This window comes from Comamonas sp. w2-DMI, assembly GCF_040187735.1.
Taxonomy (GTDB): domain Bacteria; phylum Pseudomonadota; class Gammaproteobacteria; order Burkholderiales; family Burkholderiaceae_C; genus Comamonas; species Comamonas terrae.
Window position 1 is genome coordinate 455,536 of record NZ_JBANEL010000001.1, and the last position, 22,966, is coordinate 478,501.

A 22,966-nucleotide genomic window follows, 5' to 3' on the forward strand; every position below is an offset into this window, starting at 1 on the left:
CGAGCCGCGAGACGGCTCGGCGCACCCCGCCAGGGACTTATCGGAGAGCTTCTATGAAGAAAATGATCACTGCGATTTTGATGGCCGGCAGCGCAGGCCTGGCACTGGCCGACGGGCTGCAGAGCCTGGAAGCGTTCATGAAGAACGCCCAGGCCGGCAAGGCCGAGTTCACCCAGGCCGTGACGGCGCCGGCCAAGGACGGCCAGGAAGCGCGCACCAAGAATTCCAGCGGCAGCTTCGAATTCCAGCGCCCCGGCAAGTTCAAGTTCGTCTACACCAAGCCCTTCGAGCAGACCATCGTGGCCGACGGCAAGACGCTGTGGCTGTACGACGCGGACCTGAACCAGGTCACGCAGCGCGCACAGGCCCAGGTGCTGGGCAGCACGCCGGCGGCCATCCTGACAGCGGCCACCGACCTGAAGGCGCTGAAGGCGGACTTCGACCTGCAGCCGGCGCCGGACGAGGGCGGGCTGGAGTGGGTTCTGGCCACGCCAAGGGACAAGGCCGGCCAGCTCAAGAGCGTGCGCGTGGGCTTCACGCCGCAGGGCCAGCTGGCCGCGCTCGACATCCTGGACAGCTTCGGCCAGCGCTCGCTGATGCAGTTCAGGCAGCTGCAGACCCTGGGCTCGCTGCCGGCCGCCACCTTCCATTTCACGCCGCCCAAGGGCGCCGATGTGCTCAAGCAATAAGCGCTAAAGAGATTCGGGGAAACAAAAAAGGTCTGCATGCAGACCTTTTTTTGGAACTTGCTTCAAGCGTTGCCGGCTCATGTATTGCCAGCAGAAGGCAAGGGCGCAGGCGTGGCCAGCATCCGGTCGGCAATCGCGGCCAGCACGGCGACGGCCAGCACGGGCAGCGTCCAGCCCAGGCTGACCGAGGCGCCGGGCAACTGGCCCAGCCATGGCGGAATCGCATCGGGGCCCATCACGGCCTTGACGGCGTCGCAGATGCCCAGCCCCAGGGCCGCGGCATGGTGGGGATATAGACCCGGCCGGCGACTTCCACAGCGAGGACAGCAGGCTCAAGACAACCAGGGCGATGGCTGGCGGGTAGATAGCGACCAGCACCGGCTCGGCCAGCGCAATCAGCTGTTCCAGCCCCTGGTTGGACACCGCCAGGCTGAACAGACTGATGGCAACCACGGTGCGGCGGTAGCCCCAGCCCGTGAGCTGGCCGAAATAGGTGGCGCAGGCGCTGACCAGGCCCACGCCCGTGGTCAGGCAGGCCAGCAGGATGACCACGGCCAGCAGCACCATGCCCCAGCGGCCGAAGGTGTGCTGCACATAAGAGGTCAGGAGCTGCACGCCCGTGGCGGCGTCCGGCGCCAGGGCGCCACTGGTGGCGCCCAGGTAGACCAGGGAAACATAGACCAGGCCCAGGCCCGTGGCGGCCATGATGCCGGCGATGATGGCGTAGCGGGTGTGCAGGCGCGCGTCGCAGATGCCGCAGTCCCTGATGGCATTGATGATCACGATGCCGAAGACCAGGGCCGCGAGTGCATCCATGGTCTGGTAGCCTTGCAGAAAGCCCTGGCCCAGGGCCATGCCGGCGCTCTGGTAGCCGGCCGCGGCCGTGCCGGGACCGCCGGCCGGCAGCATGAAGGCCGCGCTGCCCAGCACGGCCAGGGCCACGATGAGCACCGGCGTGATGAGCTTGCCGATGTTGTCCACCAGCTTGCCGGGGTACAGCGACAGCAGCATGGTCAGGCCGAAATAGGCCACCGAGTAGGCGAAAAGTGCCGTGGGCGAGGAGCCGGTCAGCGGGGCGATGCCCAGCTCGAACGACACCGTGGCCGTGCGCGGCGTGGCGAAGAACGGGCCTATGCACAGGTACACCGCAATGCCGAGCACGGTGCCCGCGACGGTGCCGATAGGCGCGGTAATGGTCTTGATGCCGCCGCCCACGCGGGCCATGGCCACCACGGTCAGCAGCGGCAGGCCCACGCCGGTGAGCAGAAAACCGGCGGCCGCGCCCCACAGGTGCCCGCCCGCGGCCTTGCCGACGACGGGGGGGGAAAATGATGTTGCCTGCGCCCAGGAACAGCGCAAAGGTCATGAAGCCGAGGGCGATCAGGTCCCGCGTCTTGAGTTGTGTCATACGAAAAAGCCCGGGCCTGCCGCAAGGCACGCAGCAATGGCCATGGAAGTTGGAATCAAGTGCGATGGCGGATTCCGAGTTCCGGCTGAGGGCGGGTGGCCGCATCAGGCGCCGGGATTGCCAGGCCCTGTGGATGGCGGCAGGCGGCTGAGGAATCAGAGGGGCTGGGCCGTTTAAGCTTGTGGCTGGCAGACCAGAAAAGCCGATATCCATAACGAAGAGGGGATTCTTCGCCGATGGAGAGCAATAATCCGCTGAAACCCTATTCTGCCTGATAAGAAGTTCTGATATATGGCAACACCTGCAACAAACCCTTCGGCAGCCTCTGATTTGTTCGGCGGCAAGGCCGGCGCTTCGGCCCCGCACCAGCCGCTGGCCGAGCGTTTGCGCCCCCGCACGCTGGCCGAGGTGATAGGCCAGCAGCATGTGCTGGGGCCGGGCATGCCGCTGCGCCTGGCCTTCGAATCGGGCCGGCCGCACAGCTGCATCCTCTGGGGCCCGCCCGGCGTGGGCAAGACCACGATCGCGCGGCTCATGGCCGATGCCTTCGATGCGCAGTTCATCTCCATCAGCGCCGTGCTGGGCGGCGTCAAGGACATCCGCGAGGCCGTGGAGCGCGCCCAGTCCTCGCGCGACGGGTTGATGCAGCAGCGCACCATCGTCTTCGTGGACGAGGTGCACCGCTTCAACAAAAGCCAGCAGGACGCCTTTCTGCCGCATGTGGAAAGCGGGCTGTTCACCTTCATCGGCGCGACCACCGAGAACCCGTCGTTCGAGGTCAATTCGGCGCTGCTGTCGCGCGCGGCGGTCTATGTGCTGCAGTCGCTGGGCGAGGACGATCTCAAGCAGATCGTGGCCAAGGCCCAGGCCATACAAGCGGTTCCTGCTATCGAAGACGACGCGCTGCAGCGCCTGATCGCCTATGCCGACGGCGATGCGCGCCGATTGCTGAACACACTGGAGACGCTGGCCATCACGGCCGAGCAGGCCCAGGTGGAGCGCATCACCGATGCCTGGCTGCTGCAGGTGCTGGGCGAGCGCATGCGCCGCTACGACAAGGGCGGCGAGCAGTTCTACGACACCATCAGCGCGCTGCACAAATCGGTGCGCGGCTCCGATCCCGATGCGGCTCTGTACTGGTTCTGCCGCATGCTGGACGGCGGCGCCGACCCGCGCTACCTGGCGCGGCGCATCGTGCGCATGGCCTGGGAGGACATCGGCCTGGCCGACCCGCGCGCCATGCAGATGTGCAACGACGCGGCCGCCACCTACGAGCGCCTGGGCAGTCCCGAGGGCGAGCTGGCGCTGGCGCAGGCCGTGATCTACCTGGCCGTGGCGCCCAAAAGCAATGCCGGCTACATGGCCTACAACAAGGCCAAGGCCTTCGTGAAGGGCGACGCCACGCGGCCCGTGCCGTTGCACCTGCGCAATGCGCCGACCCAGCTCATGAAGCAGCTGGACTACGGCAGGAACTACCGCTACGCGCACAGCGAGGAAGGCGGCTTTGCGGCGGGCGAGACCTATCTGCCCGACGGCATGGAGGAGCCCGGCTTCTACCAGCCCGTGCCGCGCGGGCTGGAGATCAAGATCGGCCAGAAGCTGGAGGAGTTGCGCGCGCTCAATGCGGCCGCGCGGGCGCAGGCCGGAGGCGAGTCCACGGAAGAGTGAATCAGGCGGCGCCTGGCGTGCCCAGGGCGAGCTGTATGCGTTCGCGCAGCAGCGGCAGCACCTCGGCCTCGAACCAGGGGTGGCGCTTGATCCAGGCCATGTTGCGCGGGCTGGGGTGGGGCAGGGGGATCACCGGCCCCGGCGCCTGGAGCCAGGCGGCCACCGCATCGGCCAGCGTGGCGCGTGCCTGCCCGGGGCAATGCCAGGCCAGCGCATAGCGGCCCAGCACCACGGTCAGCTCGATCTGCGGCAACGCCGCCAGCAGGGGCGTGCGCCAGGCCGGTGCGCATTCGGGCCGCGGCGGCAGGTCGCCGCTCCTGCCGGTGCCGGGAAAGCACAGGCCCATGGGTACGATGGCCACGCGGCTGGCGTCGTAGAACTGCGCGCGCGTCAGGCCCAGCCAGGCGCGCAGGCGCTCGCCGCTCACGTCGTCGAACGGGATGCCGCTCAGATGGGCGCGCCGCCCCGGCGCCTGGCCCGCAATCAGGATGCGCGCGCCGCTGCCGGCCTGCAGCAGGGGCCTGGGGCCCAGCGGCAGGCCCTGGCACAGCGTGCAGGCGCGCACGCGCTCAAGCAGCGCATCGAGCGGCGGCGCTTCGGAAGGGGCAGGGCGGTGCGTATTCATGCGGAGCGTATGGTTCTCAAGGGCCTGGGCGTTGCCGGCAGGCTGCATGCCAGCATGCTTTCATCTACTGAAATGCTAGCGGCAGACGCCTGCTTTTCGTATGTTTGAGCATTCAAGCAAAGGTTAAGTGCTTGTTTTGAAAGCGGTAGCTGCTACTTTTTTTTCATGTTGCACTGCCGTATAAAAGCCTTGCCTCCTCTTGTAAAGCCACGGGAAACCCCGCCCTTACGCAGGGGCGGGCGCTGCCTAGAATCGCGCCAGCTTCCTGCTGCGTGCGGCCCACAAAGCCGTCAGACCGCCCGAGCGGACCAACAAGGCAGGGGCGGACATGGCATCGCTGGCTCCGTCGTTCGGGATGAGAGGCTTGCAGTGTCTCCATCTTTGACGGGAGAAGGAGTGCGCGCGTATGGATATCCTGCTGCAGCAGATCATCAACGGTCTGGTCCTGGGCAGCATGTATGCCTTGATAGCCCTGGGCTACACCATGGTGTACGGCATCATTCAGCTGATCAACTTCGCCCACGGCGAGGTGCTGATGGTCGGCGCGCTGACCAGCTGGAGCTGCATAGGCCTGATGCAGGAGGCCATGCCCTATCTGCCCGGCTGGCTCATGCTCTTGGTCGCCACCGTCATTGCCTGCGTGGTGGCCGCGACGCTGAATTTCGCCATCGAGAAAATCGCCTACCGGCCGCTGCGCAACAGCCCGCGCCTGGCGCCGCTGATCACCGCCATCGGCGTGTCCATCCTGCTGCAGACGCTGGCCATGATCATCTGGAAGCCCAACTACAAGGCCTATCCCACGCTGCTGCCTTCCATTCCCTATGAGATCGGCACGGCGGTGATCACGCCCACGCAGATCCTGGTGCTGGCGGTGACGGTGGTGGCGCTGGTCACGCTGATGTACCTGGTCAACTACACGAAGCTGGGCCGCGCCATGCGCGCCACGGCCGAGAATCCGCGCGTGGCCGCGCTGATGGGCGTCAAGCCCGACATGGTGATCTCGGCCACCTTCATCATCGGTGCCGTGCTGGCGGCCATCGCGGGCATCATGTATGCCTCGAACTACGGCACGGCCCACCACACCATGGGCTTTCTGCCCGGCCTCAAGGCCTTCACGGCGGCCGTGTTCGGCGGCATCGGCAACCTTGCGGGCGCCGTCGTCGGCGGTCTGCTGCTGGGGCTGATCGAATCCATCGGCTCGGGCTACATCGGCGACCTGACGGGCGGCGTGCTGGGCAGCCAGTACACCGACATCTTTGCCTTCATCGTGCTCATCATCATCCTCACGCTGCGCCCCTCGGGCCTGCTGGGCGAGCGCGTGGCCGACCGCGCCTGAAAGGACTGCCATGAAAGACAACAAGGCACTCAAATGGCTGTGCGGCGGCCTGGCGCTGCTGGTGCTGCCGCTGATCCTGCAATATTTCGGCAACGCCTGGGTGCGCATCGCCGACCTGGCCCTGCTGTACGTGATGCTGGCGCTGGGCTTGAACATCGTGGTGGGCTACGCGGGCCTGCTGGACCTGGGCTATGTGGCCTTCTATGCGGTGGGGGCCTACATGTTCGCGCTCATGGCATCGCCCCATCTGGGCGAGACCTTCGAGTGGTTCAGCGCCATGTTCCCCGACGGCATGCACACCTCCATCTGGCTGGTGATTCCGCTGGGCGTCTTCCTCGCGGCCTGCACGGGCGTGCTGCTGGGGCTGCCGGTGCTGCGCCTGCGCGGCGACTACCTGGCCATCGTGACACTGGGCTTCGGCGAGATCATCCGCATCTTCATGAACAACCTGGACCAGCCGGTCAACATCACCAACGGTCCCAAGGGCATCGGCCAGATCGACTCGGTCAAGATCTTCGGCCTGGACCTGGCGCGGCGCCAGGAGATCCTGGGCTTCGATATCGCGTCGGTCACGCTGTACTACTACCTGTTCCTCGCCCTGGTGCTGATCACCATCCTGATCTGCTATCGGCTGCAGGACTCGCGCATCGGCCGCGCCTGGATGGCCATCCGCGAGGACGAGATCGCGGCCAAGGCCATGGGCATCAACACGCGCAACATGAAGCTGCTGGCCTTCGGCATGGGGGCTTCGTTCGGCGGCGTGGCCGGCTCCATGTTCGGTGCCTTCCAGGGCTTTGTCTCGCCCGAATCGTTCAGCCTCATGGAGTCCATCATGATCGTGGCCATGGTCGTGCTGGGCGGCCTGGGCCATATTCCGGGCGTGATCCTGGGCGCCGTGCTGCTCTCGGCCCTGCCCGAGGTGCTGCGCTATGTGGCCGGCCCGCTGCAGCAGATGACCGACGGGCGGCTGGACGCCTCCATCCTGCGCCAACTGCTGATCGCGCTGGCCATGATCGTCATCATGCTGATGCGCCCGCGCGGCCTGTGGCCTACGCCCGAGCACGGCAAGAACCTGCCGCAGCGGTCCTGAGCACGGAGGAGACGCAATGTCGAATAGCACGGTTTCCACCGTTCTCGAGGTTTCAGGGATCTCCAAGCGCTTCGGCGGCCTGCAGGCCCTGTCGGACGTGAACATGAAGATTGCGCAGGGCCAGGTCTATGGCCTGATCGGGCCCAACGGCGCAGGCAAGACCACGTTCTTCAATGTGATCACGGGCCTGTACACGCCCGATACCGGCCATTTCGAGCTGGCGGGCAAGCCCTACCAGCCCTCGGCCGTCCACAAGGTGGCCCGGGCCGGGATTGCGCGCACCTTCCAGAACATCCGGCTGTTTGCCGAGATGACGGCGCTGGAGAACGTCATGGTCGGGCGCCATGTGCGCACCCACTCCGGCCTGATCGGCGCGGTCTTTCGCACGCGGCGCTTCAAGGCAGAGGAAGCGGCGATCCGCGAGCGCGCCCATGAGCTGCTCAACTATGTAGGCATCGCCAAATATGCGGATTTCAAGGCCCGCACGCTGAGTTATGGCGACCAGCGGCGCCTGGAGATCGCTCGCGCGCTGGCCACCGACCCGCAGCTGATCGCGCTGGACGAGCCGGCGGCCGGCATGAATGCCACCGAAAAGGTGCAGCTGCGCGAACTGATCGACCGTATCCGCAACGACGGGCGCACCATCTTGCTGATCGAGCACGATGTGAAGCTGGTCATGGGCCTGTGCGACCGCGTGACGGTGCTGGACTACGGCAAGCCGATTGCCGAAGGCACGCCGGCCGAGGTGCAGAAAAATGCAAAAGTGATCGAGGCCTACCTGGGCACCGGAGGGCACTGAAATGCAGCAAGCAACGCAAGACCGGCCGGCGGACGCCGCATCGGCCGCCGGCGGCAGGGCAGCAGGCGAAGTGCTGCTGCAGGTCCGGGATCTGAAGGTGGCCTACGGCGGCATCCAGGCCGTCAAGGGCGTGGATTTCGAGGTGCGCCGGGGCGAGCTGGTGTCGCTGATCGGCTCCAACGGTGCGGGCAAGACCACGACCATGAAGGCCGTGACGCGGGGCCTGCCCATGGCGGACGGCGAAATCCTCTATCTGGGCCAGAGCATCCGGAACAAGGGTGCCTGGGACTTGGTGGCGCAGGGCTTGGTCATGGTGCCCGAAGGGCGCGGCGTGTTCGCGCGCATGACGATCACCGAGAACCTGCTCATGGGCGCCTATACGCGCAGCGACAAGGCCGGCATCCAGGCCGACATCGAGCGCATGTTCGGCATCTTCCCGCGCCTCAAGGAGCGCAAGGACCAGCTGGCGGGCACCATGTCCGGCGGCGAGCAGCAGATGCTGGCCATGGCGCGCGCACTGATGAGCCAGCCCAAGGTGCTGCTGCTGGACGAGCCCTCCATGGGCCTGTCGCCCATCATGGTGGACAAGATCTTCGAGGTGGTGCGCGACGTCTATGCGCTGGGCGTGACCCTGGTGCTGGTCGAGCAGAACGCCAGCCGCGCGCTGGCCATCGCCGACCGCGGCTATGTGATGGAGTCGGGCATCATCACCATGACCGGCGCGGGCCAGGAACTGCTCGATGACCCCCGGGTGCGCGCCGCCTACCTAGGAGAATAAGTAGGTTCCAGCGCCAGGAAAATTCCCCTAAAAATGCTTGGCGTGTCAAAAAAATGACGATTTCGTGACAGCGAGGGCTTGTTGTAGCCGGCGTGTATGCGTTCCTTGATTTTCTAGACTTCAAGAAATCTGTATTTATATATTTCAAAAAGAAATATAAAGAAAAAAAAACGCGCATGCCTTTGTCGCCCGTACCACCCTCCTTGAACAGTGCTTTCCGCCGCTTGCTGAAAGGGTACGAAGGGTTGGCAAGCCACGCCCGCAGGGCTGCTGGCGGAGCCCCCGCTGCCCGAACGGAGCTTCCTGCGGGCCGCCTGGTGCACGGGGCGCCCGGTGTATTTTATTTTTCGTGGCGCTTGATAGGGTTGTCCATGATGCGCGCCAAAACGCAAAAGGCCTCGAGAGTACACTTCGCCCCGTTCAAACCGGGAAGCCATGCCCAGCATGCCTTATGTGGAGCACTGAGTCGCCTGGTTCTATTCTGTCCCCGGTAAGGAGCATTCATGCTGTTTGGCAAGTTATTGCCGCGCGAAGGCAATTTTTTCGAGATGTTCAATCAACATGCGGACCGCATTGTTGATGCGGCACACGCCTTCTCGCAGCTTGTCGCCAATTACAACGACCCGCATCTGCGTGAGAAATACAACGACGATGTGGACAACGCCGAGCGCGCCGCAGACCGCGTGACGCACGACGTCACCACCCTGCTGCACAAGACCTTCATCACGCCGCTGGATCGCGAACACATCCATTCGCTGATCAACACCATGGACGACGTGGCCGACCTGATCCAGGATTCGGCCGAGACCATGGCGCTGTACGACATTCGCCAGATGACGGACGAGATCACGCGCCTGACGGAGCTGTGCGTGCGCTGCTGCGAACGCGTGCGCGACGTGGTCAAGATGCTGGGCCGCATCGCCGATGCGTCGGTGGTCGAGGCGGCGCGCAAGACCTGCGAGGAAATCGACCGTCTCGAAGGCGATGCCGACCGCGTGCTGCGCGCGGCCATGAGCAAGCTGTTCCGCGAAGAGCCCGATGTGCGCGAGGTCATCAAGCTCAAGGCCATCTACGAGCTGCTCGAAACGATTACCGACCGCTGCGAGGACGTAGCCAATCTGGTCGAGGGCATCGTCCTCGAGAACTCCTGACCGCAGCCGGGAGCCGGATATGGAAACCGCACAAGCAGCCCTCTGGGTTGTGATTCTGCTGGTCGCGCTGGCCTTGCTGTTCGATTTCATGAACGGCTTCCACGACGCCGCCAACTCCATTGCCACCGTGGTTTCCACGGGGGTGCTCAAGCCCACGCAGGCCGTGGTGTTTGCGGCCTTCTTCAACGTGATTGCCGTCTTCGTCTTTCACCTGAGCGTTGCCGCCACGGTGGGCAAGGGCATCGTGCAGCCGGGAGTGGTGGACACGCATGTGATCTTCGGCGCCCTGGTGGGCGCCATCGCCTGGAACGTCATTACCTGGATCTACGGCATTCCGAGCAGCTCCTCGCATGCGCTGATTGGCGGCATCGTGGGCTCGGTCATCGCCAAGGCCGGCGCGGGCGCACTGATTGCCGGCGGCATCTGGAAGACCGTGGCCTTCATCTTCGTTTCGCCGGTGCTGGGCTATCTGCTGGGCTCGCTGATGATGGTGCTGGTGGCCTGGATCTGCCGGCGCACCAGTCCGCTGAAGGTGGACCGGTGGTTCCGCAGGCTGCAACTGCTATCGGCCAGCGCATACAGCCTGGGCCACGGCGGCAACGATGCCCAAAAGACCATCGGCATCATCTGGCTGCTGCTGATCGCCACCGGCTATGCCAATGCGGGTGACGCGGCGCCTCCCACCTGGACGATTGTGTGCTGCTACATGGCCATCGGCCTGGGCACCATGTTCGGCGGCTGGCGCATCGTGAAGACCATGGGCCAGAAGATCACCAAGCTCAAACCCGTGGGCGGCTTCTGCGCCGAAAGCGGCGGCGCGCTGACGCTGTTCATCGCCACCTTTCTGGGGGTGCCGGTCTCGACCACGCACACCATCACGGGCGCCATCGTGGGCGTGGGCTCCACCCAGCGGGCCAGCGCCGTGCGCTGGGGCGTGGCAGGCAACATCGTCTGGGCCTGGATTCTGACGATTCCGGCCAGCGCTTTCGTTGCGGCAATTGCCTATTGGGTGAGCCTGCAGCTGTACTGAGGATGCTCTTGTAAAGATAGCGTCTGGCGCTTGACCAGCCAGCGTTGTGGGGTGGTAGGATGCAAAAAGGCTTCGCGGCATGCGAAGCCTTTTTTTTTTGGCGGGATGCACCCCGATGGTGCCTGGAGCGCCGCAGAGGCCTACTGGGAAATCTTGCGCGCTTCTTCCACCTGGTACTCGAAGTAATGCTGAAAGCTGTAGGCAATGCTGGCCATGAGCACGGTGGCGCCGACCATGAGTGCGAGCGCGATGCCGAAAATCGTGGCCCAGCGCGTCTGCCCCGGCGCCGCATCCTCCGCCAGCGCCGGGTTGTGCTGCCGATTCCAGGCTTTGCTGTCGGTCAGCCCGTAGAGAATGCTGCGTAGCGCGCAGGCCGCCATCGTGAAGCCCAGCAGCGGAATCAGCACCCAGCTGAGCTGGTCGTCCTGGCCGAGCTGCTGCACCCGCTCCATGCCGTATATGCCCAGTGCCGTGGGCACGGGCAACAGCCATCCCAGCCAGTCGCCCAGCCCGTGAAGATAGAAGCGATGCAGCCCCAGCGGTCCGCCCAGAAAGGCCAGCCAGGCGGCCACGGTCTTGCTTTTGCTGCGCGAGGAGGAAGGGGCTGCAGTGGTGGGCTGGGTCATGGGCAATGCAGGGGAGGCACTCCGGGTGCCGAGGGTGGATAAGGGAAATGGGTGGAGCCTGCAATGAGGTTTTGGGGCGCCGGGCCCATTATTCATGTGTCGCGCCTGCGGGCAAGCCTCGATGGAGCCACCGGGGCAAGAGGTGTGGCAATCTCCGGCTTGCGGCAGGCCGAGTTGGTAGAAAACACAAAAAACGATATACTCTAGCGTTTTACGGCGTGTCGCTGGCCGGGTGGCCATGTCGCGTGTCTCAAACGCCGTGAGAAATGCAGCAGATTGCTGTGACCACCCGAAGGATTAATCATGGTCGTCATTCGACTCTCCCGCGGCGGCTCCAAGGCCCGTCCGTTCTACAACATCGTTGCTGCTGACAAGCGCGTGCGTCGCGACGGCGCCTTCATCGAGCGTCTGGGCTTCTACAACCCCAACGCCCGCGGTGCCGAAGAAGGCCTGCGCGTTGCCCTGGACCGCGTGAACTACTGGAAGAGCGTCGGTGCGCAAGCTTCCGACACGGTCGAGCGCCTGGTCAAGGAAGCTGCCAAGAAGGTTGCCGCCTGATTTCAGGTTGCTGCCGCTAGGCATCGTTCCCAAAGCGGGTTCCGTTGGCTTGTCTGACGGAACCCGTTTTTTATTCTTGGCGTCCCGCCAGACTTTTGATTTTTAGTTGTCCAGAGAAACTGCCATGAGCCATATGCCTGCACTTGAAGCTGCCACCTTGCCTGCGGATGCGGTCGAGGTCGGGCGCATAGCCGATGCCTGGGGTATCAAGGGCTGGTTCAAGGTCCAGGCGTTCAGCAGCGACCCCGAGGCGCTGTTCACGGCCAAGCAGTGGTTTCTGCAACCCCCCGAAAAAGGCGCCAAGCAGTTCAGCGGCACGGTGGTGTTGTCCGTCAAGCAGGCGCGCACGCATTCGGACTCCATTGTGGCCACCTCGGCACAAGTCGTGGACCGCAACGCGGCCGAGGCGCTGCGCGGTGCGCGCATCTTCGTTGCGCGCGAGCATTTCCCCAAGGCCGGGGACGGCGAGTACTACTGGGTGGACCTGATGGGTCTGTCCGTGGTCAACCGCGAGGGCGTGGCCCTGGGCGTGGTCAAGGACCTGATGGCCACGGGCCCGCAGACGGTGCTGGTGCTGGGCTACGAAGCACAAGGCAAGGAGCAGGAACGTCTCATACCCTTCGTGGACGCCTATGTGGACAAGGTGGACCTGGCGGGCAAGACCATCGTGGCCGACTGGCAGCCCGACTATTGAGCCGCCGTCGACCCGGCAGCTGCTTGCGGATTCCCATCATGCGCTTTGACATCATCACACTGTTTCCCGAGCTGTTCGCTCCGTTCCTGGAAAGCGGGGTGACGCGGCGCGCCTACAGCTCGGGCCAGGTGGCCGTGCATCTGTGGAATCCGCGCGACCATGCCCAGGGCAATTACCGCCGCGTGGACGACCGCCCGTTCGGCGGTGGCCCGGGCATGGTCATGATGGCCGAGCCGCTACAGCAGTGCCTGGCCGGTATCCGCGCGGCGCGTGAGGCAGCCGATGCGTCCGAGGCGGCCGAGCCTGCGCCCCTGGTCCTGTTCTCGCCCATAGGCACCACGCTCAAGCATGACGTGGTGGCCCGGTGGGCGCAAAGCCGTGGCGCCGTGCTGCTGTGCGGCCGCTACGAAGGGATAGACCAGCGCTTTATCGATACCTATGTCACTCACCAACTGAGCCTGGGCGACTTCGTGCTCTCGGGCGGCGAGCTGGCGGCCATGGTCATGCTCGATGCGCTGGCCCGCCTGCAGCCTGGCGTGCTCAACGACGAGGGCAGTTTCCAGCAGGACAGCTTCAATCCCGCGCTGGACGGCCTGCTGGATTGCCCGCACTACACGCGCCCCGAGGTCTGGAACGGCCAGGAAGTGCCGGCCGAGCTGCTCAGCGGCCACCATGCCCATATCGAGCGCTGGCGTCGCGACCAGCGCCTGCGCATCACCGCAGCGCACAGGCCGGAGCTGATCGCGCAGGCCCGCGAAAACGGGCTGCTCGATGCCCGGGACGAAGGGTTTTTGGCAAAAAACGCAGGCAAGCTATAATCGCAGGTTCTTTGATCCTCTATCCGGCCGCTGCAGATATCCTTGGCTGGCGCTTGTGCGTCCAGCCTTCAATGCAGCCATGGCACCAATCCCGGTGCTTGCCAATTGTGGCGCGGACAAGATCAAGGTGGACTAAACCATGAACCTGATCCAGACCCTCGAGCAAGAAGAAATCGCTCGCCTGAACAAGACCATCCCCGAGTTCGCCCCTGGTGACACCGTCATCGTGAGCGTGAACGTGGTGGAAGGCAACCGTAAGCGCGTGCAGGCTTACGAAGGCGTGGTGATTGCCAAGCGTAATCGCGGCCTGAACAGCGGTTTTACCGTGCGCAAGATTTCCAGCGGTGAAGGCGTGGAACGTACGTTCCAGACCTATTCGCCCCTGATCGCCAAGATCGAAGTCAAGCGCCGCGGTGATGTGCGCCGTGCCAAGCTGTACTACCTGCGTGAGCGCAGCGGCAAGTCGGCTCGCATCAAGGAAAAGCTGCCCCAGCGCGTTAACAAGACTGCAGTTGCTGCTGCAGCCGAGTAATCCGCGCGACCGGAACCTTTCCGGAAAAGCCGCTACAGTTTGCTGTGGCGGCTTTTTTTATGCCTGCTTCGTAACAGTATCTTGCAGGCCGGTGGCCTGCAGCTTCGTGGTTGCTGCATGCTCACACCTCATCACCCTTCCCCTGCGGCTGCCGAACCGGCGCGGCCCGTGGGCATTGCCGATCCGCGCCTGGCGCCGCTGATCGGCGTGGACGGCCATCTGCCTGCCGTCCCCCTGCAGGCCCAGACGCCCCGGGCCCTGCGCGAGCGCTTTGCCAAGCCGCCGCAATGGCAACCGGAGGCCATGCTGGAAAAGCGCTGGATCCACAGGCCGCCGTCGGATGCGGCCGTGCTGGTGCCCATTGTGCTGCGCGAGCAGCCCACGGTGCTGCTGACCGTGCGAGCGTCCCATCTGTCCTCGCATTCGGGACAGGTGGCCTTTCCCGGCGGCAAGCGCGATCCGCAGGACGTATCGGCAGAGGCCACGGCGCTGCGCGAGGCGCAGGAGGAGATCGGCCTGGAGCCGCGCAATGTGGAGGTGCTGGGCCGCCTGCCCGTCTATGTGACGGGGTCGTCCTTCGTCGTCACGCCGGTCGTGGGGCTGGTCCATCCGCAGTCCAGCTACTTTCCCAACCCCGGCGAGGTGGAGGATCTGTTCGAGGTACCGCTGTCCTTCCTGCTCGATCCCGCCCACCATGAGCGCCACGCCATGCTGTGGCAGGGCGTGGAGCGTGAATGGTTTGCCATGCCGTACCAGGATGGCGGGCAGCAGCGCTACATCTGGGGGGCCACGGCGGGTATGCTGCGCAATCTCTACCGTTTTTTGGCGGCTTGAAACGCAAAGCTGTAACAGGCATTCACATGCGGCCGCTATGATGAAGCAATGAGCTTTTTTGCCATCCTGATCGCCTTGCTGATCGAGCAGGCGCGCCCGCTGGCCCGGACCAATCTGGTGCATGCCGGCTACAAGGCCTGGACCGTGACCGTGCGCCGCAATTTCGATGCCGGCAAGCCCCTGCATGGCTGGCTTGCCTGGTCCATGGCCATTTTGCTGCCCTGCGTGCTGGTCGTCTGCGTGTACTGGGCACTGCTGCGCCTTGCGGGCTGGCCGCTGGCCATGGTCTGGAACGTGGCCGTGCTCTATGTCACGCTGGGCTTTCGCCAGTTCAGCCACCACTTCACCCGGATCCGCGATGCCCTGGACGCCGGCGACGAATACGCCGCACGCCAGACGCTGGCCGAATGGCAGCAGGTCGATGCCAGCGAAGTGCCGCGCAGCGAGGTGGTGCGCCATGTGATCGAATACTCGGTGCTGGCCGCCCACCGCCATGTGTTCGGCGTGCTGTTCTGGTTCTCCGTGCTCTCGGCCGCCGGCCTGGGTCCCCTGGGAGCCGTGCTGTACCGCATGGGCGAATACCTGTCGCGTGCCTGGTCCCGCAAAGGCGTCGAAGGCAGCCGGCCTCCGGTGAGCGAGCGCCTGCAGGAGGCCGCGCGCAAGGCCTGGTACGTGATCGACTGGCTGCCGGCGCGGCTGACGGCCCTGTCGTTCGCCATGGTCGGCAGCTTCGAGGAGGCCATCGACAACTGGCGCCTGTATGCCCAGCGGTTTCCCAACGACAACGACGGCGTGATCCTGGCTGCCACGGCCGGCGCCATCAATGTGCGCCTGGGCGGCGAAGCCCTGCGCCGCCGCGATGCGGGCTACACCGAGGAGGGCGAGGACGTCCATTGGGATGCCGGCAGCGATGTCACCCCGGGCCGCGAACCCGAGCTTGCGCATCTGCGCAGCGTCGTGGGCCTGGTCTGGCGCTCGGTGGTGGTATGGCTGCTGCTGCTGGCCCTGCTGACGATGGCACGGCTGCTCGGTTGATCTTCGGATGCTTCTTATTTGATAGCTATAAGCGCTTGTTGTGCCAGCGTTTGAGCTTGAAAAGATTGTAAAAAAGCCCTGCATGCAGGGCTTTTTTCATGGTCCCATGCCGGGACTCAGTAGCGGGTTTCCTGGCTCAGTTCCTCGAACAGGTCGCCATAGATGCGATAGCGGCTGGCGCTGATGGCATGGGGGCTGCCTTCTGCCTCGACCTGTGCCATCACGGCGCAGCCGGGTTCGTGCAGATGGGTGCAGTTGTAGAACTTGCACTGGTCGGCCAGGGCGCCGATATCGGGCATGCAGCGGGCCAGGTCGGTGGGCTGCAGGTGGCGCAGGCCGAATTCCTGAAAGCCCGGCGAGTCGATCAGTGCCGTTTCGTGCGCTGCATCCATCCAGTACCAGGTAGTGGTCGTAGTGGTGTGCTTGCCCGAGTTCAGCGCCTGCGAGATCTCTCCGGTTGCGGCATTGGTGCCGGGAATCAGCAGATTGATCAGCGTGCTCTTGCCCGAGCCCGAGGGACCCAGCACCAGCGTGCTTTTGCCGCGCAGATGCTGCATGAGCAGGGCCTTGTCGGACTCGCCTTCCGTGGTCAGCGACAGCTGCAGTACCTCGTAGTGCGGCTCGTCCTGGCCATGGCGCATCTGGCGGTAGGGCGCCAGGCGCTGCCAGGCAGCGGCAAAGGCATCCGTCAGGTCGCGCTTGTTCAGGGCGATGATGGGGCGGATATGCGCGGCCTCGGCAGCGATCAGCGCGCGTGCCAGCTGGCTTTCGGAGAACACGGGCTCGGCCGCGATCAGGATCAGCACCTGGTCGATATTGGCGGCAAAGCTCTTGGTGCGTATCTCGTCCTGGCGGTAGAACAGGTTCTTGCGCGGCAGGACCTTCTCGATGCTGCCTTCCTCGCCCTGGCCGGCCGGCGGCAGCAGCCATTGCACCCGGTCGCCGACCACGGCCTGGCCTTTCTTGCCGCGCGGGTGGCACATGTGGCGCGCGCCGCTGGCGGCTTCCACCACATAGTGGCGGCCATGGCTGGAGACGACCAGCCCTTCCTGCAGTTGCGCGCGTTCAGCCATGCTTCACCATTCTCATGCGGCCAGCAGGGCGTTGATGCGGCGCGCGCAGTCGATGTCGGTCTCGGAAATGCCGCCGACATCATGGGTGTTCAGGCGCACGGTGCAGCGGCCATAACTCACTTCCAGGTCGGGGTGGTGGTCCTGCTGGTGGGCGACCAGGGCCAGGGCGTTCACGAAAGCCATGGTTTCGTAGAAGTTGGCAAAGCCGAAGGTCTTGGCAATGGCCCCCTGGCCTCCTTCGCCGGCCAGCTCCCAGCCGGGAAGCGCGGCCAGTTGCTCGCGTACCTGTGGGGCGCTCAGCGCGCTGCGCTTTTGCCGGGACCAGTCTTTCTGTTGCAGGGTGCTCATGATGGAATCGTCGGTAGGTTTACAGGCTGCCGGCGGGCGCGGGCATGCGCGCCAGCCGGTCCACGGCCGGGGGGTGGGAATAGTAAAAGCTCACGTACAAGGGGTCGGGCGTGAGCGTGGACGCATTGTCCTCGTAAAGCTTGAGCAGGGCGGAAGCCAGGTGGGCGCCATCGGCCTGCTGCATGGCATAGGCATCGGCCTGGAATTCGTCGCGGCGCGACAGGGCCGACATCAGCGGCGTGACGAAGAAGCTGAAGACCGGCACGGCCAGCATGAACAGCAGCAGGGCCGCGGCGTTGTTGTCAGCCGACACGCGCAGGGCTTCGTTCAGCATGGGCGCCACGCCAAGTCCGGCGTAGAACCACAGCTGCTGCGAAAGCCAGCCCAGCAGCGCAAAGCCCAGCAGCGAGATGCCGAACATCAGCGCCATGCGCCGCGCGATGTGCCTGTGCTTGAAGTGGCCGAGCTCGTGGGCCAGCACGGCCTCGACCTCCTCGGGGCTGAGCTGCCTGAGCAGGGTGTCGAAGAAAACCACCCGCTTGGAGTGGCCGAAACCCGTGAAATAGGCATTGGCATGGGCCGAGCGGCGGCTGCCGTCCATCACGAACAGGCCCTTGGCGGCGAAGCCGCAGCGCTGCATCAAGCCGGAAACCCGGGACTTGAGGCTCTCGTCGGCCAGCGGCTCGAACTTGTTGAACATCGGCGCGATGAAGCTCGGGAAGATCCACATCAGCAATAGGTTGAAAACCGTCCAGCTGGCCCAGGCCCACAGCCACCAGAGGCCGCCCGTGCTGCCCATGAGCCACAGGATCAGCGCGGCAATCGGCAAGCCGATGGCCGCGCCCAGCAGCGTGGACTTGAGCAGGTCGCCCAGCCAGAGCCGGAGCGTCATCTGGTTGAAGCCGTAGCGCTGCTCCAGCACAAAGGTCTGGTACAGCGACAGCGGCAGCTCGATCAGGCCCGAGATCAGCGCAAAGCCGCCCAGCAGGGCCAGCTGCTGCACCATGCCGGCACCCAGCCGCTCGTACAGCCAGAGATTGAGGGCGTCCAGGCCGCCCAGCAGCGTCCAGCACAGCAAAACGGCCGTGGACAGCGTCATGTCGATCAGCGAGACCCTGGCCTTGGCCAGCGTGTAGTCGGCCGCCTTCTGGTGGGCCGCCAGGCTGATGCGGCGGGCGAATACGGCAGGCACGCTGGCGCGGTGCCCGGCCACATGCCGCACCTGGCGCGAAACCAGCCAGACACGCAGCAGCCATTGCAGCAGCACGGCGGCGGCAAACACCAGCGACAGCGCCAGCGAGGGGGGAAAAGCAGGGGTGGAAGCCATGTGGCTGCAGTGTAGGCGACAATTTGCACCATGTCTGAAGCCCCTAGCAACCGCCTCCAAACCGTGTCCGAAACCGTGGCGGCAGCCACACCCGCCGCACCGGCCGCTGCCGCAGCCACCCTCGTCAAATCCGACCTCAACCTGGTCTGGCTGGACTGCGAGATGACGGGCCTGCAGCCCGACCACGACCGGATCATCGAAATCGCGGTGGTGGTGAGCAGCCCCGATCTGCTGATCCGCATCGAAGGACCGGTCTTCGCCATCCATCAGCCGGACGAACTGCTCAACGGCATGGATGCCTGGAACAAGGGCACGCACGGCAGGAGCGGGCTGATCGAGCGCGTCAAGGCCTCCACCGTCACCGAGGCCCAGGCCGAGGCCGAGCTCATCGCCTTTCTTTCCAGGTACGTGCCCAAGGGCAAGGCGCCGCTGTGCGGCAACAGCATTGCGCAGGACCGGCGCTTCATGGAGCGCTACATGCCCAGGCTCAACAGCTTCTTCCATTACCGCAATATCGACGTGAGCACGCTCAAGGAACTGGCCAAGCGCTGGAAGCCCGCGGCCTACAGCTCGTTCAAGAAGGCCCAGCGCCATACGGCCCTGGCCGATGTGCATGAGTCGATCGACGAGCTGCAGCACTACCGCAAGGAATTGCTGAACGTCTGAATGGAACGGGGCAGGGGCGGGCAGCTGCCCGATAGCCGCAGGACTTGCGGGAAAACCCGGAGCATGCGACAATGCACTGCTTACCCGATCCATGGGTAATTTTGCGCATCTCCATCACACACCGGGCTCTTCCTTCTTGCGTGCAACGGCTCAACACCGGCCGACACGTCAAGCCATACGCCCATCTGCCCCTTTTGCGAACGGGCAGTCAAAGTCTGACGGTGGATGTTGATAACCAACCGTCAAAAAAAGTGGGCAGATCGCTGGCTGCGCCGCTTTTTTCGTGAGCTTTTTCATGACAGAAAAATCCCTGGAGCAGGGCCTCGTGGCCGCTGCCGATATGTCCTTGTCCTCCCCCGAAGTGGAATCCCGCCTGGACGCCATGCTGGCAGCCGCCGACGCCGAAGGAACCGGTGCCGAGCCGACCGCTGAACAAGAGCAGGCCGCCGAGCCGAACGCCTTCGCCGAACTGGGCTTGGCGCCCGAGCTGGTGCAGGCCGTGGCCGACCTGGGCTACACCAAGCCTACCGGCGTGCAGGAGCAGGCCATTCCCCTGGCCATGAACAGCGGCGGCGAGCAGCCGTTCGTGGACCTGATGGTGTCCAGCCAGACCGGCTCGGGCAAGACCGCCGCCTTCCTGCTGCCCGTGCTGCACACGCTGATCGGCCAGAAGGCCGAGGAAGACGCCAAGGCCCGCGCCGAATACGAGCGCCAGTGCGCCGAAGCCGCCGCCAGCGGCCAGCCGCAGCCCAAGCGCAACAAGCGCAAGGACCCGACCAACCCGCGCAACTTCAAGGCCGCCGTGCCCGGCGCCCTGATCCTGTGCCCCACGCGCGAGCTGGCACAGCAGGTGGCCCATGACGCCATCGAGCTGGTCAAGCACTGCCGCGGCATCCGCATCGCCAACATCGTGGGCGGCATGCCCTACCAGCTGCAGATCGCCAAGCTGCAGAACGCCAACCTCGTGGTGGCCACGCCCGGCCGCCTGCTGGACCTGCAGCGCTCGCTGCAGATCAAGCTCGACCAGGTGCAGTTCCTGGTGGTCGACGAAGCCGACCGCATGCTGGACCTGGGCTTTGCCGACGACCTGGCCGAAGTCAACCAGCTGACCAGCCAGCGCAAGCAGACCATGATGTTCAGCGCCACGTTCGCGCCGCGCATCCAGCAGCTGGCCATGCGCGTGATGCATGACAACGGCGCCAACGTGCAGAAGATCACGATCGCGACCGCCCAGCAAAAACACGAGAACATCAAGCAGGTGCTGTTCTGGGCCGACAACTCCCAGCACAAGCGCAAGATGCTGGACCACTGGCTGCGCGACACCAACATCAACCAGGCCATCGTGTTCGCTTCCACCCAGGTGGAGTGCGACGGCCTGGCCAACGACCTGCAGCAGGACGGCTTCTCGGCCGTGGCGCTGCACGGCGCGCTGAGCCAGGGCCTGCGCAACCGCCGCCTGATGGCGCTGCGCAACGGCCAGGTGCAGGTGCTGGTGGCCACCGACGTGGCGGCACGCGGCATCGACGTGCCCACCATCACCCACGTCTTCAACTACGGCCTGCCCATGAAGGCCGAGGACTATACCCACCGCATCGGCCGCACCGGCCGTGCCGGCCGCGAAGGCATTGCCGTGACGTTCGCCGAGTTCCGCGACCGCCGCCGCGTGTTCGACATCGAAGGCTATACGCGCCAGCAGTTCAAGGCCGAAGTGATTCCGGGCCTGGAACCCACCCAGCGCTTCCCCAGCTCGCGCGACGGCGAGCGTGGCGGCCGCGGCCGTGGTGAAGGCCGGGGCGGCTTCGGCGCCCGCCGCGACAGCGAAGGCTATGGCCGCAAGTCCGGCTTCGGCAGCTTTGGCGGTGGCCGGGGCAACGTCCGCGGTGGCGATCGCGGCGGTTTCGGCGGCGGCGACCGTTTCAACAATGACCGCGGCGGCTTCGGCGCTCCGCGTGGCGGTTTCGGCGGCGATCGGGGTGCCGAGCGCGGCAGCTTCGGCGGCCGCCCCAGCTTCGGCGGCGAGCGCCAGGAGCGCAGCTTCGAGCAGCGCGGGGATCGCGGTTTCGACCGTGGCTTCGAGCGCTCCGGCGAGCCGCGTGGCGATCGCGGCGGCTTTGGCGGCGACCGTGGTGGTTTCGGCGGCCAGCGCCGCAGCGAGGGCCATCGCGAAGGCGGCGACTTCGGTCGCAAGAGCTTCGGCGGCCGCGACGGCGGCGCTGCGCACGGTGCCCCTCGCGAAGGCGGTTTCCGTGGTGGCGAAGCACGCGGCTTCGGCGGCGGCGAACGTCGCCCGGCATTCGGCAAGACGGCCGCCAAGCCTTACCAGCCCCACGGCGAACGTGGCGAGCGCGGCGGCGACCGTGGCTTCGAGCGCCGTCCCCGCGCCCCGCGCCGCGACGAGCGTTGATGGACGCTGGCGCCAGCCTGTGCTGGCGCACGCTGCATGAAAAAAGCCGGTCTGAAGACCGGCTTTTTTCATGGCGCTTATATGCCTGCATGGCCCGGCCTGCGCGGGCCCAGGCAATGAAAGCCCTGGGTGATGCTATGGAAAAAGAAGCTTCTGTCGCCTTCTGCACCATGGTTTCCAAGTCAATTCGCCTTGAAATCCAGTGAGGGCAGGCGCTATCAGCTTCCTTTTTTGATACGCGGCTCAGCTGGCGGATGTATGGCGGCCGATCTCGGGCCAGCGGTGATGCAGGTAGATCCAGGCCACCAGGCCGATCAGCATCATGCTGATGGAGCCGGCGGCCAGCAGCACGGCGGAGTGCATGACCAGCGGTGCGATCACGCCGGCCACAAAGCCGTTGGCCACGGAGCCGACCACGGCCTGCAGCGACGAGGCCATGCCGCGGCGCTCGGGGTGGATGTCCAGCACCAGCAGCGTGACCACGGGCACCATCAGCGCCCATCCATAGGAGAACAGGCTGATGGGGATCAGCGCCCAGCCCACATGGGCCGGCCAGACCAGGTTGGCGGCCAGGTTGACGATGGACGTCAGGCACATGATGAGAAAACCGTGGCGGATCTGGCGCTTGGGCGCAATGCGGCCTGCCAGGCGCCCGCTGGTCCAGCTGCCGGACATGATGCCGCCGATCGAGGCGATGAAGAACCAGAAGAACTGGCCGGGCTCCAGATGCAGGATGTCGCCGAGGAAGGCCGGCGCCGAGAGCAGGTACAGGAACATGCCGTTGAACGGCACGCCGCTGGCCAGGGCCAGCAGCAGAAAGCGCGGGTCGGTGCACAGCACCCAGTAGCCGCTCATCAGCGGCTTGAGGTGGAAGGGCTGGCGCTTTTCCAGGGGCAGGGATTCAGGCAGGAAGCGCACGTTGATGAGCCACAGCGCCACGCCGACGGCCGTGAGGAACCAGAACACCGATTGCCAGCTCAGGTGGATGAACAGCCAGCCGCCGATGACCGGGGCCAGCGCCGGCGCCACGCCAAAGAAGATGGTGATCTGCGCCATCACGCTCTGGGCCTGCGACGGCGGAAAGATGTCGCGCACGATGGCGCGCGAGACCACGATGCCGGCGCCGGTGGACAGGCCCTGGATGGCGCGGAACAGCACCAGCTGCGTGATGTTCTGCGACAGCGCGCAGCCCGCCGAGGCCAGCGTGAACGCCACCAGGCCCCACAGGATCACCGGACGGCGGCCGAAACTGTCGGCCAGCGCGCCGTGGAACAGGTTCATGAAGGCAAAGCCGAACAGATAGGCCGACAGCGTCTGCTGCATCTCCAGCGGCGTGGCATTCAGTGCCCTGGCGATGCCCGAGAAGGCGGGAATGTAGGTGTCGACCGAGAAGGGGCCCAGCATGCCGAGAATGGCCAGCAGGACTGCCAGCGTCCAGCGCGGGCCTTGCCATAGATGGTGCATAGGAAGCAAATCG

Annotated in this window: 25 protein-coding genes and 1 pseudogene; 17 read left to right on the plus strand and 9 right to left on the minus strand. The window is 65.3% G+C overall.

Going from position 1 to position 22,966, the window contains the following annotated elements; genetic code table 11:
- Positions 1–53 precede the first annotated feature (53 nt).
- The gene (lolA, locus tag V8Z74_RS02060) at positions 54–689 is read left to right on the plus strand and encodes an outer membrane lipoprotein periplasmic chaperone LolA (protein WP_066472969.1); all 636 of its coding nucleotides are present in this window, start codon (positions 54–56) and stop codon (positions 687–689) included.
- A gap of 3 nt (positions 690–692) precedes the next feature.
- Here the strand turns inward: lolA and brnQ are convergent, their stop codons facing one another.
- Both brnQ and V8Z74_RS02070 read right to left on the minus strand, forming a co-directional pair.
- On the minus strand, positions 693–2,048 hold the full coding sequence (gene brnQ, locus V8Z74_RS02065; RefSeq protein WP_349707659.1) for a branched-chain amino acid transport system II carrier protein: 1,356 nt from the start codon (positions 2,046–2,048) through the stop codon (positions 693–695).
- Positions 2,038–2,310 (minus strand): annotated as a pseudogene (locus V8Z74_RS02070) (hypothetical protein); the annotation flags it as partial. The gene brnQ and the pseudogene V8Z74_RS02070, both read right to left, overlap by 11 nt.
- 78 nt (positions 2,311–2,388) lie before the next feature.
- Here V8Z74_RS02070 and V8Z74_RS02075 point away from each other — a divergent pair.
- Positions 2,389–3,765 (plus strand): replication-associated recombination protein A, encoded by a 1,377-nt coding sequence (locus V8Z74_RS02075; RefSeq protein ID WP_349707661.1) that lies wholly within the window; start codon positions 2,389–2,391, stop codon positions 3,763–3,765.
- A gap of 1 nt (position 3,766) precedes the next feature.
- Here V8Z74_RS02075 and V8Z74_RS02080 read toward each other — a convergent pair whose 3' ends face one another.
- On the minus strand, positions 3,767–4,390 hold the full coding sequence (locus tag V8Z74_RS02080) for a uracil-DNA glycosylase family protein (RefSeq protein WP_349707663.1): 624 nt from the start codon (positions 4,388–4,390) through the stop codon (positions 3,767–3,769).
- Between the two features lie 406 nt (positions 4,391–4,796).
- Here V8Z74_RS02080 and V8Z74_RS02085 point away from each other — a divergent pair, with 406 nt between their 5' ends.
- The 6 genes from V8Z74_RS02085 to V8Z74_RS02110 all read left to right on the plus strand — a co-directional run bounded on the left by V8Z74_RS02085 (position 4,797) and on the right by V8Z74_RS02110 (position 10,574).
- Entirely contained in the window at positions 4,797–5,726 is a 930-nt protein-coding gene (locus tag V8Z74_RS02085; protein WP_349707665.1) for a branched-chain amino acid ABC transporter permease, read from the plus strand.
- Between the two features lie 10 nt (positions 5,727–5,736).
- Entirely contained in the window at positions 5,737–6,816 is a 1,080-nt protein-coding gene (locus V8Z74_RS02090) for an ABC transporter permease subunit (protein WP_066472957.1), read from the plus strand.
- 16 nt (positions 6,817–6,832) lie between these two features.
- The gene (locus V8Z74_RS02095) at positions 6,833–7,615 is read left to right on the plus strand and encodes an ABC transporter ATP-binding protein (RefSeq protein ID WP_349707667.1); all 783 of its coding nucleotides are present in this window, start codon (positions 6,833–6,835) and stop codon (positions 7,613–7,615) included.
- 1 nt (position 7,616) lies between these two features.
- A complete protein-coding gene (locus tag V8Z74_RS02100; RefSeq protein WP_502879420.1) occupies positions 7,617–8,393 on the plus strand; it encodes an ABC transporter ATP-binding protein in 777 nt (258 codons plus the stop codon).
- A gap of 503 nt (positions 8,394–8,896) precedes the next feature.
- Entirely contained in the window at positions 8,897–9,544 is a 648-nt protein-coding gene (locus V8Z74_RS02105; RefSeq protein ID WP_066472946.1) for a DUF47 domain-containing protein, read from the plus strand.
- A 19-nt stretch (positions 9,545–9,563) separates the two neighbouring features.
- On the plus strand, positions 9,564–10,574 hold the full coding sequence (locus tag V8Z74_RS02110) for an inorganic phosphate transporter (RefSeq protein ID WP_066472942.1): 1,011 nt from the start codon (positions 9,564–9,566) through the stop codon (positions 10,572–10,574).
- A 140-nt stretch (positions 10,575–10,714) separates the two neighbouring features.
- Here V8Z74_RS02110 and V8Z74_RS02115 read toward each other — a convergent pair whose 3' ends face one another.
- A complete protein-coding gene (locus tag V8Z74_RS02115; protein WP_349707670.1) occupies positions 10,715–11,200 on the minus strand; it encodes a TM2 domain-containing protein in 486 nt (161 codons plus the stop codon).
- 303 nt (positions 11,201–11,503) lie between these two features.
- Here V8Z74_RS02115 and rpsP point away from each other — a divergent pair, with 303 nt between their 5' ends.
- The 6 genes from rpsP to V8Z74_RS02145 all read left to right on the plus strand — a co-directional run bounded on the left by rpsP (position 11,504) and on the right by V8Z74_RS02145 (position 15,671).
- A complete protein-coding gene (rpsP, locus tag V8Z74_RS02120) occupies positions 11,504–11,758 on the plus strand; it encodes a 30S ribosomal protein S16 (RefSeq protein WP_066472908.1) in 255 nt (84 codons plus the stop codon).
- 124 nt (positions 11,759–11,882) lie between these two features.
- The gene (gene rimM, locus V8Z74_RS02125; RefSeq protein WP_066472905.1) at positions 11,883–12,452 is read left to right on the plus strand and encodes a ribosome maturation factor RimM; all 570 of its coding nucleotides are present in this window, start codon (positions 11,883–11,885) and stop codon (positions 12,450–12,452) included.
- Between the two features lie 38 nt (positions 12,453–12,490).
- On the plus strand, positions 12,491–13,270 hold the full coding sequence (gene trmD / locus V8Z74_RS02130; RefSeq protein ID WP_066472903.1) for a tRNA (guanosine(37)-N1)-methyltransferase TrmD: 780 nt from the start codon (positions 12,491–12,493) through the stop codon (positions 13,268–13,270).
- Positions 13,271–13,409: 139 nt separating this feature from the next.
- Entirely contained in the window at positions 13,410–13,802 is a 393-nt protein-coding gene (gene rplS, locus V8Z74_RS02135) for a 50S ribosomal protein L19 (RefSeq protein ID WP_349707673.1), read from the plus strand.
- A gap of 117 nt (positions 13,803–13,919) precedes the next feature.
- The gene (locus V8Z74_RS02140; RefSeq protein WP_066472897.1) at positions 13,920–14,636 is read left to right on the plus strand and encodes a CoA pyrophosphatase; all 717 of its coding nucleotides are present in this window, start codon (positions 13,920–13,922) and stop codon (positions 14,634–14,636) included.
- Positions 14,637–14,684: 48 nt separating this feature from the next.
- Positions 14,685–15,671, plus strand: a complete 987-nt coding sequence (locus V8Z74_RS02145) for a CobD/CbiB family protein (RefSeq protein WP_349707675.1) — start codon at positions 14,685–14,687, stop codon at positions 15,669–15,671.
- Positions 15,672–15,787: 116 nt separating this feature from the next.
- On the opposite strand, the gene rsgA is transcribed toward V8Z74_RS02145, so the two are convergent.
- The 3 genes from rsgA to V8Z74_RS02160 are packed head-to-tail and all read right to left on the minus strand — an operon-like array spanning position 15,788 to position 18,419.
- Positions 15,788–16,744, minus strand: coding sequence for a ribosome small subunit-dependent GTPase A (gene rsgA, locus V8Z74_RS02150; RefSeq protein ID WP_066472891.1), 957 nt, complete (start codon positions 16,742–16,744; stop codon positions 15,788–15,790).
- Positions 16,745–16,756: 12 nt separating this feature from the next.
- On the minus strand, positions 16,757–17,092 hold the full coding sequence (locus V8Z74_RS02155) for a 4a-hydroxytetrahydrobiopterin dehydratase (RefSeq protein ID WP_349707677.1): 336 nt from the start codon (positions 17,090–17,092) through the stop codon (positions 16,757–16,759).
- 19 nt (positions 17,093–17,111) lie between these two features.
- On the minus strand, positions 17,112–18,419 hold the full coding sequence (locus V8Z74_RS02160; RefSeq protein ID WP_349707679.1) for a M48 family metallopeptidase: 1,308 nt from the start codon (positions 18,417–18,419) through the stop codon (positions 17,112–17,114).
- Positions 18,420–18,449: 30 nt separating this feature from the next.
- On the opposite strand from V8Z74_RS02160, the gene orn reads away from it, so the two are divergent.
- A complete protein-coding gene (orn, locus tag V8Z74_RS02165; RefSeq protein ID WP_349707680.1) occupies positions 18,450–19,085 on the plus strand; it encodes an oligoribonuclease in 636 nt (211 codons plus the stop codon).
- 168 nt (positions 19,086–19,253) lie between these two features.
- Here the strand turns inward: orn and V8Z74_RS02170 are convergent, their stop codons facing one another.
- Positions 19,254–19,382, minus strand: a complete 129-nt coding sequence (locus tag V8Z74_RS02170) for a hypothetical protein (protein WP_349707681.1) — start codon at positions 19,380–19,382, stop codon at positions 19,254–19,256.
- Here V8Z74_RS02170 and V8Z74_RS02175 point away from each other — a divergent pair.
- Positions 19,381–21,489 carry a DEAD/DEAH box helicase gene (locus tag V8Z74_RS02175; protein ID WP_349707683.1) on the plus strand — a complete coding sequence of 703 codons (2,109 nt, stop codon included), beginning with the start codon at positions 19,381–19,383 and terminating at the stop codon, positions 21,487–21,489. The genes V8Z74_RS02170 and V8Z74_RS02175 overlap by 2 nt on opposite strands.
- A complete protein-coding gene (locus V8Z74_RS02180) occupies positions 21,489–21,695 on the plus strand; it encodes a hypothetical protein (protein ID WP_349707684.1) in 207 nt (68 codons plus the stop codon). The genes V8Z74_RS02175 and V8Z74_RS02180 overlap by 1 nt, the downstream gene beginning before the upstream one ends.
- Before the next feature lie 37 nt (positions 21,696–21,732).
- Here V8Z74_RS02180 and V8Z74_RS02185 read toward each other — a convergent pair whose 3' ends face one another.
- The gene (locus tag V8Z74_RS02185; protein WP_349707685.1) at positions 21,733–22,953 is read right to left on the minus strand and encodes a multidrug effflux MFS transporter; all 1,221 of its coding nucleotides are present in this window, start codon (positions 22,951–22,953) and stop codon (positions 21,733–21,735) included.
- Positions 22,954–22,966: the final 13 nt, after the last annotated feature.

Excerpts from the sequence above, each read along its gene's own strand:
- lolA (WP_066472969.1), top strand. The coding sequence starts at position 54 with ATGAAGAAAATGATCACTGCGATTTTGATGGCCGGCAGCGCAGGCCTG.
- V8Z74_RS02075 (WP_349707661.1), top strand. The coding sequence starts at position 2,389 with ATGGCAACACCTGCAACAAACCCTTCGGCAGCCTCTGATTTGTTCGGC.
- V8Z74_RS02080 (WP_349707663.1), bottom strand. The coding sequence starts at position 4,390 with ATGAATACGCACCGCCCTGCCCCTTCCGAAGCGCCGCCGCTCGATGCG.
- V8Z74_RS02085 (WP_349707665.1), top strand. The coding sequence starts at position 4,797 with ATGGATATCCTGCTGCAGCAGATCATCAACGGTCTGGTCCTGGGCAGC.
- V8Z74_RS02090 (WP_066472957.1), top strand. The coding sequence starts at position 5,737 with ATGAAAGACAACAAGGCACTCAAATGGCTGTGCGGCGGCCTGGCGCTG.
- V8Z74_RS02095 (WP_349707667.1), top strand. The coding sequence starts at position 6,833 with ATGTCGAATAGCACGGTTTCCACCGTTCTCGAGGTTTCAGGGATCTCC.
- V8Z74_RS02100 (WP_502879420.1), top strand. The coding sequence starts at position 7,617 with ATGCAGCAAGCAACGCAAGACCGGCCGGCGGACGCCGCATCGGCCGCC.
- V8Z74_RS02105 (WP_066472946.1), top strand. The coding sequence starts at position 8,897 with ATGCTGTTTGGCAAGTTATTGCCGCGCGAAGGCAATTTTTTCGAGATG.
- V8Z74_RS02110 (WP_066472942.1), top strand. The coding sequence starts at position 9,564 with ATGGAAACCGCACAAGCAGCCCTCTGGGTTGTGATTCTGCTGGTCGCG.
- V8Z74_RS02115 (WP_349707670.1), bottom strand. The coding sequence starts at position 11,200 with ATGACCCAGCCCACCACTGCAGCCCCTTCCTCCTCGCGCAGCAAAAGC.
- rpsP (WP_066472908.1), top strand. The coding sequence starts at position 11,504 with ATGGTCGTCATTCGACTCTCCCGCGGCGGCTCCAAGGCCCGTCCGTTC.
- rimM (WP_066472905.1), top strand. The coding sequence starts at position 11,883 with ATGAGCCATATGCCTGCACTTGAAGCTGCCACCTTGCCTGCGGATGCG.
- trmD (WP_066472903.1), top strand. The coding sequence starts at position 12,491 with ATGCGCTTTGACATCATCACACTGTTTCCCGAGCTGTTCGCTCCGTTC.
- rplS (WP_349707673.1), top strand. The coding sequence starts at position 13,410 with ATGAACCTGATCCAGACCCTCGAGCAAGAAGAAATCGCTCGCCTGAAC.
- V8Z74_RS02140 (WP_066472897.1), top strand. The coding sequence starts at position 13,920 with ATGCTCACACCTCATCACCCTTCCCCTGCGGCTGCCGAACCGGCGCGG.
- V8Z74_RS02145 (WP_349707675.1), top strand. The coding sequence starts at position 14,685 with ATGAGCTTTTTTGCCATCCTGATCGCCTTGCTGATCGAGCAGGCGCGC.
- rsgA (WP_066472891.1), bottom strand. The coding sequence starts at position 16,744 with ATGGCTGAACGCGCGCAACTGCAGGAAGGGCTGGTCGTCTCCAGCCAT.
- V8Z74_RS02155 (WP_349707677.1), bottom strand. The coding sequence starts at position 17,092 with ATGAGCACCCTGCAACAGAAAGACTGGTCCCGGCAAAAGCGCAGCGCG.
- V8Z74_RS02160 (WP_349707679.1), bottom strand. The coding sequence starts at position 18,419 with ATGGCTTCCACCCCTGCTTTTCCCCCCTCGCTGGCGCTGTCGCTGGTG.
- orn (WP_349707680.1), top strand. The coding sequence starts at position 18,450 with ATGTCTGAAGCCCCTAGCAACCGCCTCCAAACCGTGTCCGAAACCGTG.
- V8Z74_RS02175 (WP_349707683.1), top strand. The coding sequence starts at position 19,381 with ATGACAGAAAAATCCCTGGAGCAGGGCCTCGTGGCCGCTGCCGATATG.
- V8Z74_RS02170 (WP_349707681.1), bottom strand. The coding sequence starts at position 19,382 with ATGAAAAAGCTCACGAAAAAAGCGGCGCAGCCAGCGATCTGCCCACTT.
- V8Z74_RS02180 (WP_349707684.1), top strand. The coding sequence starts at position 21,489 with ATGGACGCTGGCGCCAGCCTGTGCTGGCGCACGCTGCATGAAAAAAGC.
- V8Z74_RS02185 (WP_349707685.1), bottom strand. The coding sequence starts at position 22,953 with ATGCACCATCTATGGCAAGGCCCGCGCTGGACGCTGGCAGTCCTGCTG.